The following is a 15,867-nucleotide window of genomic DNA, read 5'->3' as shown; positions in this document are numbered from 1 at the left end:
GTATGATTAAAGTCCTTATCCTTTTTCTGTTACTGATCGCCGGGATCGTCGTCGGACCGATGATCGCCGGGCATCAGGGCTATGTGCTGATCCAGACCGACAGTTACAACATTGAAACCAGCGTGACCGGCCTGGCGATCATTTTGATCATGGCCTTAGTGGTGATCTTCGCCGTTGAATGGTTACTGCGGCGGATCTTTCGCACCGGCGCCCGTACCCGCGGCTGGTTCCTTGGTCGCAAACGCACCCGCGCTCGCAAGCAGACCAGCATGGCGCTGTTGAAACTGGCGGAAGGCGACTACCAGCAAGTTGAAAAGCTGATGGCGAAAAATGCCGATCACGCAGAACAGCCGGTGGTTAACTATCTGCTGGCCGCCGAAGCCGCGCAGCAGCGCGGTGACGAACTCCGCGCCAATCAGCATCTGGAGCGTGCGGCAGAACTGGCTGACAACGATCAGATCCCGGTAGAAATCACTCGGGTACGTCTGCAACTCGCCCGTAACGAGAACCATGCGGCGCGCCACGGCGTTGATAAACTACTGGAAATCACTCCGCGCCATCCGGAAGTCCTGCGCCTTGCTGAACAGGCCTATATTCGCACCGGCGCGTGGAGTTCACTGCTGGATATTCTCCCTTCAATGGAAAAAGCGCAGGTCGGGGACGACGAACACCGCCTCGCCCTGAAGCGCCAGGCATGGATGGGGATGATGGATCAGGCAATGGCCGATCAGGGCAGCGAGGGCCTGAAAACCTGGTGGCGCAACCAGAGCCGCAGAACCCGTCACGAAACCACGCTGCAGGTTGCTCTGGCAGAACATCTGATTGAATGTGACGACCATGAGATGGCGCAGCAAGTGATTCTCGACGGGTTAAAACACCAGTTTGATGAGCGCCTGGTGGCGCTGATGCCGCGCCTGAAGAGCCCGAACCCGGAACAGCTGGAGAAAGCGCTGCGTCAGCAGATCAAAACCCAGGGCGATCGCCCACTGCTGTGGAGCACCCTCGGTCAACTGTTGATGAAACACGGCGAGTGGCAGGAAGCGACGGTTGCGTTCCGCGCCGCCCTGAAGCAGCGTCCGGACGCCTGTGATTACGCCTGGCTCGCCGATGCGCTGGATAAGCTGCACCAGCCGGAAGAAGCGGCCGCCATGCGCCGCGACGGGTTGTTATTAACCCTGCCAAACAATCAGTAACCTGTTATCTCCACCTCCCTGCGGAGGTGGACTTCCTTTTCTGCAGGCCCGCCGCCACGCACGCTATTACGACATAAAAAAACACCTGCCCGGGGGCAGGTGTTAAAACAGGTCTGTTTGACAACAAACTGGTGCTTCACTCAACGTTATGTCCATGGTGTTTGATGAGGCCGCTGCGCGACGACATCTGACGGTGGACGATAAGCACCGTAAATGGCTCTGCATCATTCCGGGGTTTATGAAGCCATCAGGCGAGCATAAGAAGTGGAATGAGCATCTACGGACGTAATAATGCACGAAATATGCCAGCGGCGCACCAGGAAAATACTTAATGCTAACTCCTTAATCTGACACTAGTAATGCCCACCGTTCCCTGATCTTGTCGCATCTTCTGGCAACAATCCCCCACCTGACGCGCCATTGACTGTCGCCTGTAGGCGACAACTGGTAAGGCAATATAAAAACACTTTGCTTTTCATGATATTAAATGTCTTCGATAAGAGACAACGCCGGTAAGCGCTGTCTGTATCAGGAGACAAACGCAATGGCAATGGCAATGGCAATGGCAATNTGGCAATGGCAATGGCAATGGCAATGGCAATGGCAATGGCAATGGCAGGCGAGGAAAAACGCAACAGTGGGAAAAGAAAACAAAAAACCCTGCTATTAAGCAGGGTTCAAAGATGGTCGGCGAGAGAGGATTCGAACCTCCGACCCACTGGTCCCAAACCAGTTGCGCTACCAGGCTGCGCTACTCGCCGATGTACATACTTTTTGATTCTTGTTCAATTTGGTGTGGTGCGAGGGGGGGGACTTGAACCCCCACGTCCGTAAGGACACTAACACCTGAAGCTAGCGCGTCTACCAATTCCGCCACCTTCGCATAACCCACTTAAATTGATGGGGTGGCTAATGGGACTCGAACCCACGACAACTGGAATCACAATCCAGGGCTCTACCAACTGAGCTATAGCCACCACAGAAAACTTTACGCGACTATGTTAAATAACATATCGCCGCAGCTCAAGCGCCTGAACGTAAAATGGCGCGCCCGACAGGATTCGAACCTGAGACCTCTGCCTCCGGAGGGCAGCGCTCTATCCAGCTGAGCTACGGGCGCGTAGCGCCGTTGCGGAGGGGGATACTACGGACTTCGCGCCCTGCTGTCTAGTGCTTTTTTTAAGAAAATGAGCGTTTGGTTATGCTTTGCGCATTCTGTCGCTTATCCATCCATTCTTTCTCCGGCGATATGTCGACCAAGCCCAAAAACCTTATATGCCAGCGTCACCGCAGCCATAAACAGCGCCCCAACAATCAGCGACATGCGCGTATCTTCGTTAATTCCCATACCAATCAATACGCAGATCAGAAACGCCATCGTCAGAAAGTTAGTCCACGGAAACAGAATAGAGCGGAACGGATGGCTGGCCAGCGCCTTGCGATGTGCCTTCCGGAAGCGAATCTGGCTTATCAGAATAACGAACCACGGCACCATCCCCGGCAGCACGCTGGCGCTATACACATAGACAAAAACGCGCTGTGGATTAGGTATCAGGTAATTCAGGCACGAACCCAGTAAAAGAATCGCTATTGATATGCCAACCCCGGCCACGGGTACACCGCTGCGCGACACGCGCGCCACGCCGGAGGGCAACTGGTGATTTTTCGCCAGTGCATATAGCATGCGCCCACAGCTGTACATACCGCTGTTACATCCAGACAGTGCCGCAGTCAGCACTACAAAGTTGATAATTCCTGCCGCGGCGGTAATACCAATCTTTGCAAAGGTCAGCACGAACGGACTGCCGTTACTGCTAATCTGATTCCACGGGAAGATGGTCACAATGACAAAAATGGCCCCGACATAGAAAATCAGGATCCGCCACAGCACCTTCCCAACCGCGCTGCGCAGAGTCACCTGGGGATTTTTAGCCTCTCCAGCGGTGATACCGATAAGCTCCACCCCCTGATAAGAGGCCACTACAATACACAGCGCCGTCAGCAATCCTTTCCAGCCACCGGCGAAAAAACCGCCGTGCTGGGTCAGATTGCCAAAGCCAGTGGCGTGACCGCCATTGCCAAAGCCAAAGAAAATAACCCCCAGCCCAACCACAATCATCACGATAATGGTGGTGACCTTGATCATCGCGAACCAGAACTCAATTTCCCCATACAGCCGTACCGCCGCCATATTGGCCAGCGCCACCAGCGCCACGGCGAGCAACGCGGGTATCCACTGGGGCAGTTCAGGGAACCAGAACTGCACGTACACGCCGATGGCGGTAATCTCTGAAATCCCCACCGCCATCCACATAAACCAGTACGACCATGCCGTCAGGTAGCCGAAAAAGGGACTCATATAGCGATGCGCGTATACAGCAAAAGAGCCGGTCACCGGTTCAAGGAAAAGCATCTCCCCCATGGAGCGCATGATGAAGAAGACAAACATACCGGCAATAATATAAGCCAGCAGAACCGACGGCCCCGCCCACTTCAGGGTACTCGCCGAGCCCATAAACAGCCCTACGCCAATCGTCCCGCCCAGGGCGATAAGTTCAATATGTCGCGCTTCCAGCCCGCGCTGAAGCTGCGGTTGTTTCTCTGCCATAAATCCTCAATATCCTGTCGGTAAAACGTCCGGCTGTACCGGTTATAGTTATGGTCGCTGCCATAATTCATGATGCGCTATTTCCGCCATGAAACAAATAGCCTGCTCACTATGTATTACCATCATTAATAAAAGCCGCAGATGTTTTCCTATTTTCACCAAAATGGCAAATTTTGATTAACAAATGGAATAAAAACGCCTGACGGGAGAAAGCCCTGCAGGTATGGCCCGACAGACGTTAATGCGCAGAATGGAGAATGTGGGAAGCAGAGCAATTCCCGAAGGTGCAAATCTACCTGCTGGCCGCCCCTTTACAGGATGGCCCGCACCCGGGGTCAGGTACGGGCGGATTCAGGGAGCCGCTACGGCGCTAGATTTGGCCGCTATAATGCCAGGCCAGATAGCGCAGCAGGCGCAACTGGCGACGAATACGGCTGGGCTGAGCAAGCAAACGGTATAGCCATTCCAGCCCCAGATCCTGCCACAGCTTCGGCGCTCTTTTAACATGGCCGGTAAACACATCGTAGGTACCGCCAACCCCCATATATAGCGCGTGAGGATGCACTTGCCGACAGTCGCGCATCAGAATTTCCTGGCGCGGCGATCCCATCGCCACGGTAACAATTTGCGCGCCGCTATCGCGAATTCGTTCAAACAGCGCCTGACGATCCGCAACGGAAAAGTAGCCGTCCTGAGCGCCAACGATATTAACCTGCCACTCCCGGCGCAGCTTCTGCGCGGTTTCCTCCACGACCTCCGGACGACCGCCGACCAGAAAAACCCGCGAACCTTCACGACCGGCCCGCGCCATCAGCGCTTCCCAGAGATCGGCTCCCGCCACCCGGGAAACCTGCGCCCCGGGGTATTTCTTACGCACCGAGCGCACCACGCTGATCCCATCCGCATATTTGAATTCAGCGGCGCCAATCAGTTCGGCGATCTGCGGATCGGCCTCCATGGTGAGGATTTTTTCAGCATTAATCGCCACCAGCGTTCCCTGTTTCAGGTGACCATCCGCATACAGATAGTCAAGGGCATGAGCCATATCCCGCCATCCCAGCAATGACAGGCCGCGCACCTGATAGACAGGCGCATCTTTTACTTCAGTCATGTTTTCCTTGTCACATATTTTGTGTTGAAGAAGAAGATGACAGCGTCGGCAAACGGCGACTACGCACCAGCCCAACGCTATCCAGCAGCCAGAAAATCAACTTCGCCAACAGCAAACAGAGGCCAAAAACCACCATAAAAAAGACCACCCGCGACACGAACGCGTCCAGCCCTTCACGGGCCAGCACGATCATGTTGAAGATAGCGCCAAAACAAAAACTGTTAATAATTGCCGCTTTATAGCGGTTTGATTCCTGCATAGCCCGGCTATAAAGCCAGTCAAACCACTTTATAATTAACCCGACCAGTACCGCGCCAGGGGCAATAAACCATCCCCCGCCCATCACGACCAGTGAACCGATCAGCGTTGGTGAAATAGCCAGCCCGGAGTGATTATTCAACACTTCCCAGGTGAAGTAGTTTGCGGTATTGAGTATCACGCCCGGCCGCTCCGGCCACAGCCACGTCGGGATAAAGACATAGAAATCCCGGGCGATCGGCGCCAGTCCCTGGAACTCAATTTTGTCGTAATTCTGCAACAGCAGCGCCAGATTTTCCCAGGGCGAAAAAGTGTCGCGCGTCAGATATAAAAAGGTGTAAAACGCTTCCGCGCCGCTGACATCGAGGCTATAGCGCTTCAGCGCCAGCCAGAACATGCCGATAATCCCAGCCACCCCGGCGGATGCCAGCATCCACAGCGAGATCCAGCCGCGAATAATGCCAATAAACAAAAAGATAGCAAACGCGATAATAATGTTCGCGCGGGTTCCGCCAACAATCACATAGGTGAGCATGCCGAACCCCACCGTCGCGACTAAGAAAAACAGCCACATGCGGAACGACGGGCGCAAAAAGTAGACCACCAGCATCGCCGGAATAAAGAAATAGAAAAAACGCTTCAGAGCAACGCCGGAGACTTCGCTGGAAAAAATCTGGCTGTAAGACTGGAGCCGGAACAGCAGGAAACCATTATGGAGAAAGAACACGGTTACGCTGGCCAGCGCCAGCAGCATCAGTATTCCCCACGCCAGATGCGTCTCCAGTCGGTTCATGGTGAACAGCCCCGACCCGCTATGCGCCGACGGCGCGGGTTTACGCAGCCGGGTTTTATAGGTGACAAAATAGATGCCATAAAAACAGGCCGCCGCCAGCAGGGCCTGTAACAGCACCTCCGGCGGCACTACGCTGACATCGAAGCGGAACACCAGCGTTGCGGTAAGCGGAAAGCCAAAGAAGAAAGTCAGCAAAAACAGCAGTGAGAAGAAGACATTAAAGTTGAAGCGCACACGGCGGAATTCGCGCAGTGTGACGATACCGATAAACAGCACCGAGACCAGCCACACCACCAACAGACCGCAGAATTGTAGTGGACTCATCACACTTCCCCCACCGCGCTGCGCAGGGCCTGATGCCAGCCCGTAATATAATTCGGATTAAAAAACGCAATGCGCGATTTATCCACCAGCATCAACTGACGCTGCGCCTCTCTGACCGTCTCCTCGTTGAGCGGATCGCCGCTAAACAGCACAGGAATGTGCTGCTCGGCCATATCCTGCCAGAATGGATTTTCCCGGCTCAGCACACAGGGCACGCCGGCCTGAATCAACAGACATAGCGTCCCGATCCCCTGCTGGCGCTCAAAGATAAAATAGCCAAGACTGCAGCGCCGCAAGAGCGCCAGATAGTCATCGAACGCCACCTGTTCACGTAATATTTGCAGGTTTTCGCCGCTGAACAGCGCCGCCCCCGTCCGCTGTACTTCATCAATATAGGACTGATTATTGGCCGGATAGCCCATCGGCACGATCACCTGCGCCGTGTCGCCGAACTGGCGATGGATGGCCTGCAGCGCGGCGATATGGTTATTACTCCGATCGCCGGAGTTGCCTACCAGAATCGTCATTTTACCCTGCCGTTCGCCGCCGCGGGCCAGTGAGTTAAGCTGCGGATTCATACGGGTTGGAAAATAGAGCAACTCGCCCTTAACGGCAGGGTGGCGCCGGTGATACCAGCTAAGATCGCCGCGGGTACCGAACACCCGCCCCACCCGGCCCTGGGCGATACACCGCAGCAGATAAAACAGGCGAAACTTCAGGCTTCCGGACACTTCATACAAATCGGCGCCCCAGATATGCCAGTTGACCTGCGCAGCCCGAACACGGCCGCTCAACAGCGCCAGCCATAGAGTGGTATTGAACTGACCATGCAGAAAAAAACGCTGCTGGCGATCTGCCCTTGCCCGGGCAATCACCGCCTGGGCCAGCGCTTTTTTAGTTGGGTAACAGTGAAGCGTCAGCCGATCGAATGCCCTGAATGCCTGCGCATCACGGGTCACCACCATAAATTCACGGGCGTGAACCGAGGACGAGGCCAGTTCATCATTGAAAAACCGCAGTACCGTCTGATTGTGGTGAGGAATGTCCGATCCCAGGACATGAATCAAGGTCATCATGATCGTCTACGCCAGAGTAAAAATACGCCGCTGCACAGCGCAAAATAAACAATATACGTCGCCATATAGGCCTGGGCGGCGCCGGCCGCCCCGTGAGCCGGGATTAGCCAGTGGGAAAAGCCCGTCAGCAACGCGAACTGACTGACTTCCGCCAGAAGGTAAAAACGCAACGATGCTTTGGCAATCACCAGATAGCCATAAACATAGGCGCCAACTTTCAACACATCGCCGATCAACTGCCAGACGAACAGGTCGCGCATGGCGGAAAACTTCGCCGAAAACAACAGCCAAATCGCAAAATCCCGCAGCAGCCAGACAGTAAAACTGACCGCCGCCACCGCCAGTAGTACAAAGCGCAGCGAGCGGCCAATCTCCCGGCTGATATCCCGCGTCGCCGTCAGCCGCGACAGGGTGGGCAGCAGATAGACGCTAAACGACGCGGTAATAAACTGCAGGTAGGCATCGGAAATGCTGCTTACCCCCTGCCAGATCCCAACTTCGTCCCAGCTGTAATGCTGCGCCAGTAGATTACGCATCATCACGTAAGCCAGCGGCAGGGTCACCGAGGTTATCAGCGCCATTATGGTAAATTTACCGAGGCTCACCGCCAGCGCCTTGTCCCAGCAGGGCCGGAGAAATCGGCAAGGCAGGTGGGCGCGACGCCGCAGTATCACCATCGCCGGCACCACCACCAGCGCAGGCACCAGCGCCAGCCCCAGCAATGCCCCTTCATAACCGCCAATACGCCAGCAGACAAAGTATGCCGCCACACCGATCAGGCTGCCGGCTATCAGCGCCAGAGCATTGCCCAGCGCATCGCGAAAGCCTTTGATAATCGCCAGAGTAAAGTTGGCCCAGGCAATTCCCATTTGCACCAGCGCCACCAGACGCACCACATGCTGATACTGGTCGTGGCCAAACAGCCCGATACTGATTGGCCGCGCCGCCAGCAAAAACGCCAGCGCCAGCAAAGTGGAAAACCCTATCACCAGCGAGGAGGAAGTACCCACTACCCGACGCAGCATCTCCGGCTGCTGCTGATATTCAGCCACATACTTAGTGACGCCGTTAAAAATCCCGGCCCCGGCCAGGACTCCCAGTACGGTGACCATCTGGCGAAAATTGCCGGCCATCCCGACGCCGGCAGGGCCATAGGCCACCGCCAGCAGCTTTACCACCAGCAGTCCGACGCCAATTTTTACCAGTGTAGACCCAGCGGTCCACACGGAGGCTTTGGCTAACGACATATCAGGCGAAATAGCTCAGCAACGTATTAATCACCGTTCGCTGATTCACCGCAGACAGGTTGTAGAACAGCGGCAGGCGCAACAGGCGTTCGCTCTCCGCGGTGGTATAGCGGTCGTCGCCGGCAAAGCGGCCAAATTCCCGGCCGGCAGGGCTGGAGTGCAGCGGGATGTAATGGAACACCGCCAGAATCTCCGCCTCCTTCAGCCAGTCGATCAGCCTGCTGCGATCCGCTTCATCGCGCAGCTTGATGTAAAACATATGCGCATTGTGGACACAGTCGGCGGGAATGGTCGGCAGTTCGATACGCCCGGCGCGCGCCAGCGGCGCCAGCGCTTCTTCATAGTTATGCCACAGCGCCAGGCGCTGCTGATTAATGCACTCTGCCGCCTCCAGTTGCGCCCACAGGTATGCCGCCTGTAAATCGGCCATCAGATAGCTGGAGCCGACATCGCGCCAGGTGTATTTATCCACCTGGCCGCGGAAAAACTGGCTGCGGTTAGTCCCTTTTTCGCGAATGATTTCCGCCCGCTCGACCAGCGTTGGATCGTTAATCAGCGTCGCTCCGCCTTCGCCCCCGGCGGTATAGTTCTTGGTTTCGTGGAAACTGAAACAGCCTATATGACCAATACTCCCCAGCGCCCGCCCTTTATATGTCGACATCACGCCCTGAGCGGCGTCTTCCACGACATAAAGATGATATTTGGCCGCCAGCGCCATAATGGCATCCATTTCGCAGGCGACTCCGGCGTAATGCACCGGAACGATGGCCCGGGTCTTATCGGTGATAGCCGCTTCAATTTTACTCTCATCGATATTCAGGGTATCCGGACGAATATCCACGAATACGATGGTCGCGCCGCGCAGCACAAAGGCGTTGGCGGTAGAAACAAAGGTGTAGCTCGGCATGATCACTTCATCGCCGGGCTGAATATCCAGTAGCAACGCCGCCATTTCCAGCGATGCGGTGCAGGATGGCGTCAGCAGCACTTTCTTACTGGCAAAGCGCTGTTCCATCCACTGCTGGCAGCGCCGGGTAAAACCGCCGTCGCCGCACAGCTTGCCGCTGGCCATAGCTGACTGCATATAGTCGATTTCGGTTCCCACCACCGGTGGCGCATTAAATGGAATCATCTTTTCACCTGTATAACCAGTAAGCGCTGCTGTCAGGCACAGCGCCGCTGTGAATATAGCGTCGAATTGCGGCGCGGTTGCTGATCTGGGTAGCGACGAACAGTTGCGTCAGTCCGCGCGTTTCACACCAGAAGCGCGCCGCCGCCATCAGCGCTTCCCCTGCGCCGCGTCCGGCCAGCAGACCGATGCGCGCCGCGCCGCCATCAAGCTGGCGTAGTGTAACAAATCCCCGGCAGGAGGCATCCGAATTGCGCAGTATCAGACACTGATGATCGAAGGTCCCCCGTACCGCGTTTTCTACCCAGCAAGCATAAAAGCGCCCGCTGTCCTGCGGCTGGTACCACGGGGCGCGAAAGCGGCTCTGGCTGAACTGGCGCGCCGCCATCTCACGCAGCATCGGGATATCCGCCGCGTCAGCGACCTGCAGGCCGGCATCGCGATTACCACTCCCCACCGCCAGCAGAAAGTCGATTTCCCCTTCCACCAGCCGGAAGCCCAGCCCCTGTAACGCATCCAGCCGATCGCTGCGCGCACTGGCGATTTTCGCCTGTACCCGCGGCCAGGCCGCCAGCCGCGCTTCATTGAGCGGTTCGCCATTGGCCGTAAAGCGCACAATACCGCTGCGGATGGCGAAGAATTCGCTCTCCCAGTTCAGGGGGTCAATACTGGCGAGGACGCGCACGCAATAGCTCCAGTAAATATTGGCCGTAGCCGGTCTTCTCCAGACGCAGCGCCGCCTCGCGGACCCCGCCGTCGTCCAGCCAGCCATTACGCCAGGCGATCTCCTCAAGACAGGCGATCTTGAATCCCTGGCGTTTTTCCACTGTCTGCACAAAGGTACTGGCTTCAATCAGGCTGTCGTGGGTGCCGGTATCCAGCCAGGCAAAACCGCGCCCCAGCAGTTCCACTGTCAGTTGCCCGGCCTCGAGGTACATCTGGTTGATGGAGGTAATCTCCAGCTCGCCGCGCGCCGAGGGTTTCACCCGCTTCGCATAATCCACCACGTTGCTGTCGTAGAAATACAGACCGGTTACCGCCCAGTTAGAACGCGGCTGCGCCGGTTTTTCTTCCAGCGACAGAGCGCGGAAATTGTCATCAAATTCCACCACGCCAAAGCGCTGCGGATCCATCACCTGATAGCCGAAAATCGTCGCGCCGGCCTGGCGACTGGCCACCTGACGCAGTTTCGGGCTAAACCCCTGGCCGAAAAAGATATTGTCACCCAGCACCAGACAGGAAGGTTCGCCGGCCAGAAAATGCTCGCCTATGATAAATGCCTGCGCCAGCCCGTCCGGACTCGGCTGCGCCGCATAATCCAGGCGAATACCGAATACATCGCCATTACCCAGCAACCGCTGATACGAGGCCTGGTCTTCCGGCGTGGTAATAATCAAAATGTCGCGAATCCCGGCCAGCATCAGCACCGACAGGGGATAGTAAATCATCGGCTTGTCGTAAATCGGCAGTAATTGCTTCGACACGCCGCGGGTTATCGGATGCAAACGGGTTCCCGATCCTCCCGCCAGAATAATACCTTTCATTGGCCGACTCCGTTGTCAGATTCAGCGTTTCAGGCCCAGGCGTTCGCCCTGATAGCTTCCGTCGAGAACCTGTTTCCACCAGGCTTCATTCGCCAGATACCACGCCACCGTTTTGCGAATGCCGCTGTCGAATGTCTCCTGCGGACGCCAGCCCAGTTCGCGCTCGATTTTCCCGGCGTCGATGGCGTAGCGCCGATCGTGCCCGGGACGATCGGCGACAAAGGTAATCAGATCGCGATAGTGGGCCACGCCGGCCGGTTTATCCGGCACCATGCTCTCCAGCAACTGGCAGAGGGTTTCCACCACCGCCAGGTTGGTCTTTTCGTTATGGCCGCCGATGTTATACGTCTCCCCCGGCGCGCCGCGGGTCGCCACCAGATACAGCGCCCGTGCGTGATCTTCAACAAACAGCCAGTCGCGAACCTGTTGGCCGTTGCCGTATACCGGCAGCGGCTTACCGGCCAGAGCATTGAGGATCATCAGCGGAATTAACTTTTCCGGAAAGTGGTACGGCCCGTAATTGTTGGAACAGTTGGTGACCAGCGTCGGCAGCCCGTAAGTACGCAGCCAGGCGCGCACCAGATGGTCACTACTGGCCTTGGAGGCGGAATAGGGGCTGCTCGGCGCATAAGGCGTGGTTTCCGTGAAGAAATCCTCTGCGTCGTGTAGATCCCCGTACACTTCATCTGTGGAAATGTGGTGAAAACGAAACGCCGCCCGACGCGGCTCAGGCAGCGCGCTCCAGTAGCCGCGCGCCGCTTCCAGCAGGGTGTAAGTGCCAACGATATTGGTTTCGATAAACGCCGCCGGGCCGTCAATGGAGCGATCGACATGGCTTTCCGCCGCCAGATGCATTACACAGTCCGGCTGCCAGCGGGCAAACACCCGCTCCAGCTCTCCGCGCTGGCAGATATCCACCTGTTCAAACGCGAAGCGATCGCTGTCGGCCACCGGCGCCAGCGACGCCAGATTACCGGCGTAGGTGAGCTTGTCCACCACCACCACGGCATCGCCCGTGTTGCCGATGATATGGCGCACCAGCGCCGATCCAATAAACCCGGCGCCCCCGGTCACCATAATCCGTTTCAACGCCATACTCCTTTGGTATCCACCAGCCACGGCTGTTTAATATCCGTACCAGGAATGGCTTTAAAGGCCTGATGGTCGACCAGCATGACCAGCACATCCGCCTGCTCCAGCGCTTCATTCAGGCCGACCAGACGCCCTTTATCCGCCAGCTTCGCCGGCAAATGGTGGATATTCGGCTCGACAATCAATAGCTCGCCGCGCTGCCACTGGCCGATGGCGTGGGCCACCTCCATCGCCGGGCTTTCGCGCAAATCGTCAATATCCGGCTTAAAGGCCAGCCCGAAGCAGGCAATCCGGATGCTCTCCGGCTGGCGACCGGTCGCCATCAGGCAATCGGCTACCGCGGCTTTAACTTTTTCCAGCACCCAGTGGGGCTTGCTGTCGTTAACTTCCCGGGCGGTGCGAATTAGTCGCGCCTGCGCCGGATTCTGGGCCACGATAAACCACGGATCGACAGCGATGCAGTGGCCGCCGACGCCAGGGCCGGGCTGCAGAATATTGACGCGCGGATGGCGGTTGGCCAGACGAATCAGCTCCCAGACATTGATATCCTGCTGGTCGCAAATCAGCGACAGCTCATTGGCGAAGGCAATATTGACATCGCGGAAGCTGTTTTCCGTCAGCTTACACAGCTCCGCGGTGCGTGAATTGGTCACTACGCACTCGCCTTCAAGGAAAATTTTATACAGCTCACTGGCGCGGGCGGAGCAGGCCGGCGTCATACCGCCAATAACGCGATCGTTTTTGAACAGCTCGACCATGATTTTCCCCGGCAGAACGCGCTCCGGGCAATAGGCGATATTCACATCGGCGCTCTCCCCGACCTGCTGGGGGAACGTCAGATCCGGACGCAGCGCCGCCAGACAGGCCGCGACTTCCTCGGTCGCGCCCACCGGCGAGGTGGATTCCAGAACCACCAGCGCGCCTTTCTTCAGCACCGGGGCAATAGAGCGCGCCGCCGCCTGAACAAAGGCCATGTCAGGTTCATGCTCACCCTTAAACGGGGTTGGCACCGCTATCAGGAAAGCATCAGCTTCTACCGGCGTCGTACTGGCCCGTAAATGACCGCCTTCCACGGCGGCCTTGACCACCCTGTCCAGCTCTGGCTCGACAATATGAATTTCCCCGCGATTGATGGTATCCACCGCGCCCTGGTTAATGTCGATGCCGATGACCTGCCTGCGACGCGACGCAAACGCCGCCGCGGTCGGCAGGCCTATGTATCCCAGGCCAATAACAGAGATTGTTTCAAAACTCATGACGCCACCTGATGCTGTTTCAACGCCGCCAGGATACGCATACACGCCTTACCATCTCCGTACGGGTTATGGGCCCGGCTCATCGCCTGATATTCGTTGTCGTCCAGTAACAAGCGGTTCACCTGGTCGACGATAGTTTGGGTATCGGTCCCCACCAGACGTACAGTACCCGCCTCCACGGCCTCCGGACGTTCCGTGGTATCGCGCATCACCAGCACGGGTTTACCCAGCGAAGGCGCCTCTTCCTGAATACCCCCTGAATCAGTGAGAATCAGATACGCCTGGTTCATAAGCCAGACGAACGGCAGATAGTCCTGCGGTTCAATCAGGACAACATTACTGGTGTTGCCGAGAATACGGTTGACGGGTTCGCTGACATTGGGGTTCAGATGTACCGGATAGACAATCTGCACGTCCTGGTGGCTGGCGGCGATCTCAGCCAGCGCCTGGCAAATATGTTCGAATCCCTGGCCAAAACTCTCGCGGCGGTGTCCGGTCACCAGGATCATTTTTTTACCGGGATCGAGGAACGGGTAGCGGCCGGCCAGCGACTGCGCCAGTGGCTCATCGGCCTGTAACCGGTCGCGTACCAATAACAGCGCGTCGATCACCGTATTGCCGGTCACAAAAATCCGCGCATCGGCAATATTCTCGCGCAGCAGGTTTTGCCGGGACGTTTCCGTCGGCGCGAAATGCCAGCTGGCCAGGTGGCCGGTCAGGGTCCGATTAGCCTCCTCCGGCCATGGGGAGTAGAGATCGCCGGTACGCAGGCCCGCCTCGACATGCCCGACCGGGATACGCTGATAGAACGCGGCCAGGCTGGCGGCGACCGTCGTAGCCGTATCGCCATGTACCAGCACCGCATCCGGTCGGAACGATTCCAGCACCGGTTTCAGCCCTTCCAGGATGCGACAGGTAATTTCCGTCAGCCCCTGACCCGGCTTCATGATGTTGAGATCGTAGTCCGGCTGGATTGAAAACAGGTGCAGGACCTGATCCAGCATCTCACGATGCTGGGCCGTTACGCATACCCTGGCGTCAAAGCAGGCGTCTTTCGCCAACGCATGTACCAGAGGCGCCATTTTGATGGCTTCCGGGCGCGTGCCAAAAACTGTTAACACTTTCACAGCGATTCTCTTTTTGTTAAAAAATGATGAAGAACCCTTGTCGTCCCTCGTTCACCCAATATCAGTCGCGCGGACGCCGCACCAGCGCCACGCCGGCCCCGACCATGGCCCCGACAATCCCCCACATCACCATTAGAAAAGCGCGGCGCGGGCTGTCGCGTTTCACCGGCTCCTCCGGCGTACGCAGATAACGATACGTCTGAAAACGTGGCTCCAGGGTCGGGCCGACATTCAACGTCGCCAGCATGGCCCTGTTTTGCTCATAATCCACATCGTAGTCCGGGCCCGCCGCCTGCAAATTTTCCAGCCGCGCCTGCAATAGCGGGCGCCCCAGCATGAATAGCTCCGAGTCAGGCAACTGCTCTGCCGGGACATCGGTTTCCGCCCGGCTGATGTTGTTACGCATGGCGATGCTCAGCGCCTCCTGGACACTGCGCACTTTGCGTTCGAACAACGCTCTGGCTACCGCGTCCTGGCGTTTTACCTGGGCTTTCATCTGGATAGTTCTCGCCGCCCATGCCCCTTTCAGCTCTTCATTCAGATGGCTGGCGGCCCGCTGGCTGGCGAACGCCACATACTGGCGTAGCAGGTTATTGGCATCCGCCGCCGTTTCCGCCACCAGTTTGATATTATCGTTGATATTGCGCAGCGGATCGGCGAATGAGAACTGGATGTCATTGATCAGCTCGTCGAGCAGCGCCGCATCGGCCTTACTGTTGCCGCTCTGACGCTGCTTGTAATAATCGGTCTGCGACCAGAAATCACGCCGGGTATCCCAGGACGAGAGCTGCATGATGAACTCTTTATAAGCTTCATCCATGACCGAAGGCAGCGCCGGAGTTTCCTGGTTAATTTTACTGTCCAGATTGCGCAGGAACTGCGCCTGGGAGTAATAACCGCTCAACATGTTGACTGCCGGCCGGTCGGTGATAGCCGTGGCGCTCCACTCCTGGCGGGCAAAAACCGTGTACACCAGCGCCCCCAGGCCAAACAGCGCCCCCAGGCCAATAATCCACAGTTTTCCACGCCACAGGGTGTGGAACAGGCCGCGAATATCCAGCTCGTTATCCGCCGTCGCCGGCCGTTCTCCGGGTATCTGTTGTTTCATC

The 15,867-nt window shown here is 57.1% G+C and carries 13 protein-coding genes and 4 tRNA genes; 1 reads left to right on the top strand and 16 read right to left on the bottom strand.

Annotation, left to right across the window (positions count from 1 at the left end; genetic code table 11):
- Window positions 1-2 precede the first annotated feature (2 nt).
- Entirely contained in the window at window positions 3-1,193 is a 1,191-nt protein-coding gene (hemY, locus tag AQ981_RS10895) for a protoheme IX biogenesis protein HemY (RefSeq protein WP_058911776.1), read from the top strand.
- A gap of 684 nt (window positions 1,194-1,877) precedes the next feature.
- Here the strand turns inward: hemY and AQ981_RS10890 are convergent.
- The 16 genes from AQ981_RS10890 to wzzE all read right to left on the bottom strand — a co-directional run bounded on the left by AQ981_RS10890 (window position 1,878) and on the right by wzzE (window position 15,866).
- A tRNA-Pro gene (locus AQ981_RS10890) sits at window positions 1,878-1,954 on the bottom strand.
- 35 nt (window positions 1,955-1,989) lie between these two features.
- A tRNA-Leu gene (locus AQ981_RS10885) sits at window positions 1,990-2,076 on the bottom strand.
- 18 nt (window positions 2,077-2,094) lie between these two features.
- Window positions 2,095-2,170 (bottom strand) — tRNA-His (locus AQ981_RS10880).
- Window positions 2,171-2,236: 66 nt separating this feature from the next.
- Window positions 2,237-2,313: transfer RNA gene (locus tag AQ981_RS10875), tRNA-Arg, on the bottom strand.
- A gap of 102 nt (window positions 2,314-2,415) precedes the next feature.
- On the bottom strand, window positions 2,416-3,801 hold the full coding sequence (gene thrP, locus AQ981_RS10870; protein ID WP_058911775.1) for a bifunctional threonine/serine APC transporter ThrP: 1,386 nt from the start codon (window positions 3,799-3,801) through the stop codon (window positions 2,416-2,418).
- 370 nt (window positions 3,802-4,171) lie between these two features.
- Complete coding sequence (gene wecG, locus AQ981_RS10865; protein WP_058911774.1) at window positions 4,172-4,912, bottom strand: lipopolysaccharide N-acetylmannosaminouronosyltransferase; 741 nt, start codon at window positions 4,910-4,912, stop codon at window positions 4,172-4,174.
- 10 nt (window positions 4,913-4,922) lie between these two features.
- Window positions 4,923-6,287, bottom strand: coding sequence for an ECA oligosaccharide polymerase (wzyE, locus tag AQ981_RS10860; protein WP_058911773.1), 1,365 nt, complete (start codon window positions 6,285-6,287; stop codon window positions 4,923-4,925).
- A complete protein-coding gene (locus tag AQ981_RS10855; RefSeq protein WP_058911772.1) occupies window positions 6,287-7,363 on the bottom strand; it encodes a TDP-N-acetylfucosamine:lipid II N-acetylfucosaminyltransferase in 1,077 nt (358 codons plus the stop codon). The genes wzyE and AQ981_RS10855 overlap by 1 nt, the downstream gene beginning before the upstream one ends.
- On the bottom strand, window positions 7,360-8,610 hold the full coding sequence (gene wzxE, locus AQ981_RS10850; RefSeq protein ID WP_058911771.1) for a lipid III flippase WzxE: 1,251 nt from the start codon (window positions 8,608-8,610) through the stop codon (window positions 7,360-7,362). The genes AQ981_RS10855 and wzxE overlap by 4 nt, the downstream gene beginning before the upstream one ends.
- 1 nt (window position 8,611) lies before the next feature.
- Window positions 8,612-9,742, bottom strand: coding sequence for a dTDP-4-amino-4,6-dideoxygalactose transaminase (rffA, locus tag AQ981_RS10845; RefSeq protein WP_058911770.1), 1,131 nt, complete (start codon window positions 9,740-9,742; stop codon window positions 8,612-8,614).
- Window positions 9,743-9,746: 4 nt separating this feature from the next.
- Entirely contained in the window at window positions 9,747-10,424 is a 678-nt protein-coding gene (gene rffC, locus AQ981_RS10840) for a dTDP-4-amino-4,6-dideoxy-D-galactose acyltransferase (RefSeq protein WP_058911769.1), read from the bottom strand.
- Window positions 10,402-11,283: a glucose-1-phosphate thymidylyltransferase RfbA gene (gene rfbA / locus AQ981_RS10835; protein WP_058911768.1), complete on the bottom strand. Its 882-nt coding sequence runs from the start codon at window positions 11,281-11,283 to the stop codon at window positions 10,402-10,404. Before rfbA ends, rffC begins: the two co-directional genes overlap by 23 nt.
- A gap of 21 nt (window positions 11,284-11,304) precedes the next feature.
- Window positions 11,305-12,378 carry a dTDP-glucose 4,6-dehydratase gene (gene rffG, locus AQ981_RS10830; RefSeq protein WP_420809751.1) on the bottom strand — a complete coding sequence of 358 codons (1,074 nt, stop codon included), beginning with the start codon at window positions 12,376-12,378 and terminating at the stop codon, window positions 11,305-11,307.
- Window positions 12,369-13,631: a UDP-N-acetyl-D-mannosamine dehydrogenase gene (gene wecC, locus AQ981_RS10825; protein ID WP_058911767.1), complete on the bottom strand. Its 1,263-nt coding sequence runs from the start codon at window positions 13,629-13,631 to the stop codon at window positions 12,369-12,371. The genes rffG and wecC overlap by 10 nt, the downstream gene beginning before the upstream one ends.
- Window positions 13,628-14,758, bottom strand: a complete 1,131-nt coding sequence (gene wecB / locus AQ981_RS10820; protein ID WP_058911766.1) for a non-hydrolyzing UDP-N-acetylglucosamine 2-epimerase — start codon at window positions 14,756-14,758, stop codon at window positions 13,628-13,630. Before wecB ends, wecC begins: the two co-directional genes overlap by 4 nt.
- 61 nt (window positions 14,759-14,819) lie before the next feature.
- Window positions 14,820-15,866, bottom strand: coding sequence for an ECA polysaccharide chain length modulation protein (gene wzzE / locus AQ981_RS10815; protein WP_058911828.1), 1,047 nt, complete (start codon window positions 15,864-15,866; stop codon window positions 14,820-14,822).
- Between the last annotated feature and the right edge of the window lies 1 nt (window position 15,867).

The sequence above is a fragment of the Entomohabitans teleogrylli genome (genome assembly GCF_001484765.1).
GTDB lineage: Bacteria > Pseudomonadota > Gammaproteobacteria > Enterobacterales > Enterobacteriaceae > Entomohabitans > Entomohabitans teleogrylli.
The sequence above is the reverse complement of the archived record's forward strand: the minus strand, read 5'-3'. Positions and strand labels throughout refer to the sequence as shown.

Coding starts and splice junctions, on each gene's coding strand:
- hemY (WP_058911776.1), top strand. CDS start 3: ATGATTAAAGTCCTTATCCTTTTTCTGTTACTGATCGCCGGGATCGTC.
- thrP (WP_058911775.1), bottom strand. CDS start 3,801: ATGGCAGAGAAACAACCGCAGCTTCAGCGCGGGCTGGAAGCGCGACAT.
- wecG (WP_058911774.1), bottom strand. CDS start 4,912: ATGACTGAAGTAAAAGATGCGCCTGTCTATCAGGTGCGCGGCCTGTCA.
- wzyE (WP_058911773.1), bottom strand. CDS start 6,287: ATGAGTCCACTACAATTCTGCGGTCTGTTGGTGGTGTGGCTGGTCTCG.
- AQ981_RS10855 (WP_058911772.1), bottom strand. CDS start 7,363: ATGATGACCTTGATTCATGTCCTGGGATCGGACATTCCTCACCACAAT.
- wzxE (WP_058911771.1), bottom strand. CDS start 8,610: ATGTCGTTAGCCAAAGCCTCCGTGTGGACCGCTGGGTCTACACTGGTA.
- rffA (WP_058911770.1), bottom strand. CDS start 9,742: ATGATTCCATTTAATGCGCCACCGGTGGTGGGAACCGAAATCGACTAT.
- rfbA (WP_058911768.1), bottom strand. CDS start 11,283: ATGAAAGGTATTATTCTGGCGGGAGGATCGGGAACCCGTTTGCATCCG.
- rffG (WP_420809751.1), bottom strand. CDS start 12,378: ATGGCGTTGAAACGGATTATGGTGACCGGGGGCGCCGGGTTTATTGGA.
- wecC (WP_058911767.1), bottom strand. CDS start 13,631: ATGAGTTTTGAAACAATCTCTGTTATTGGCCTGGGATACATAGGCCTG.
- wzzE (WP_058911828.1), bottom strand. CDS start 15,866: ATGAAACAACAGATACCCGGAGAACGGCCGGCGACGGCGGATAACGAG.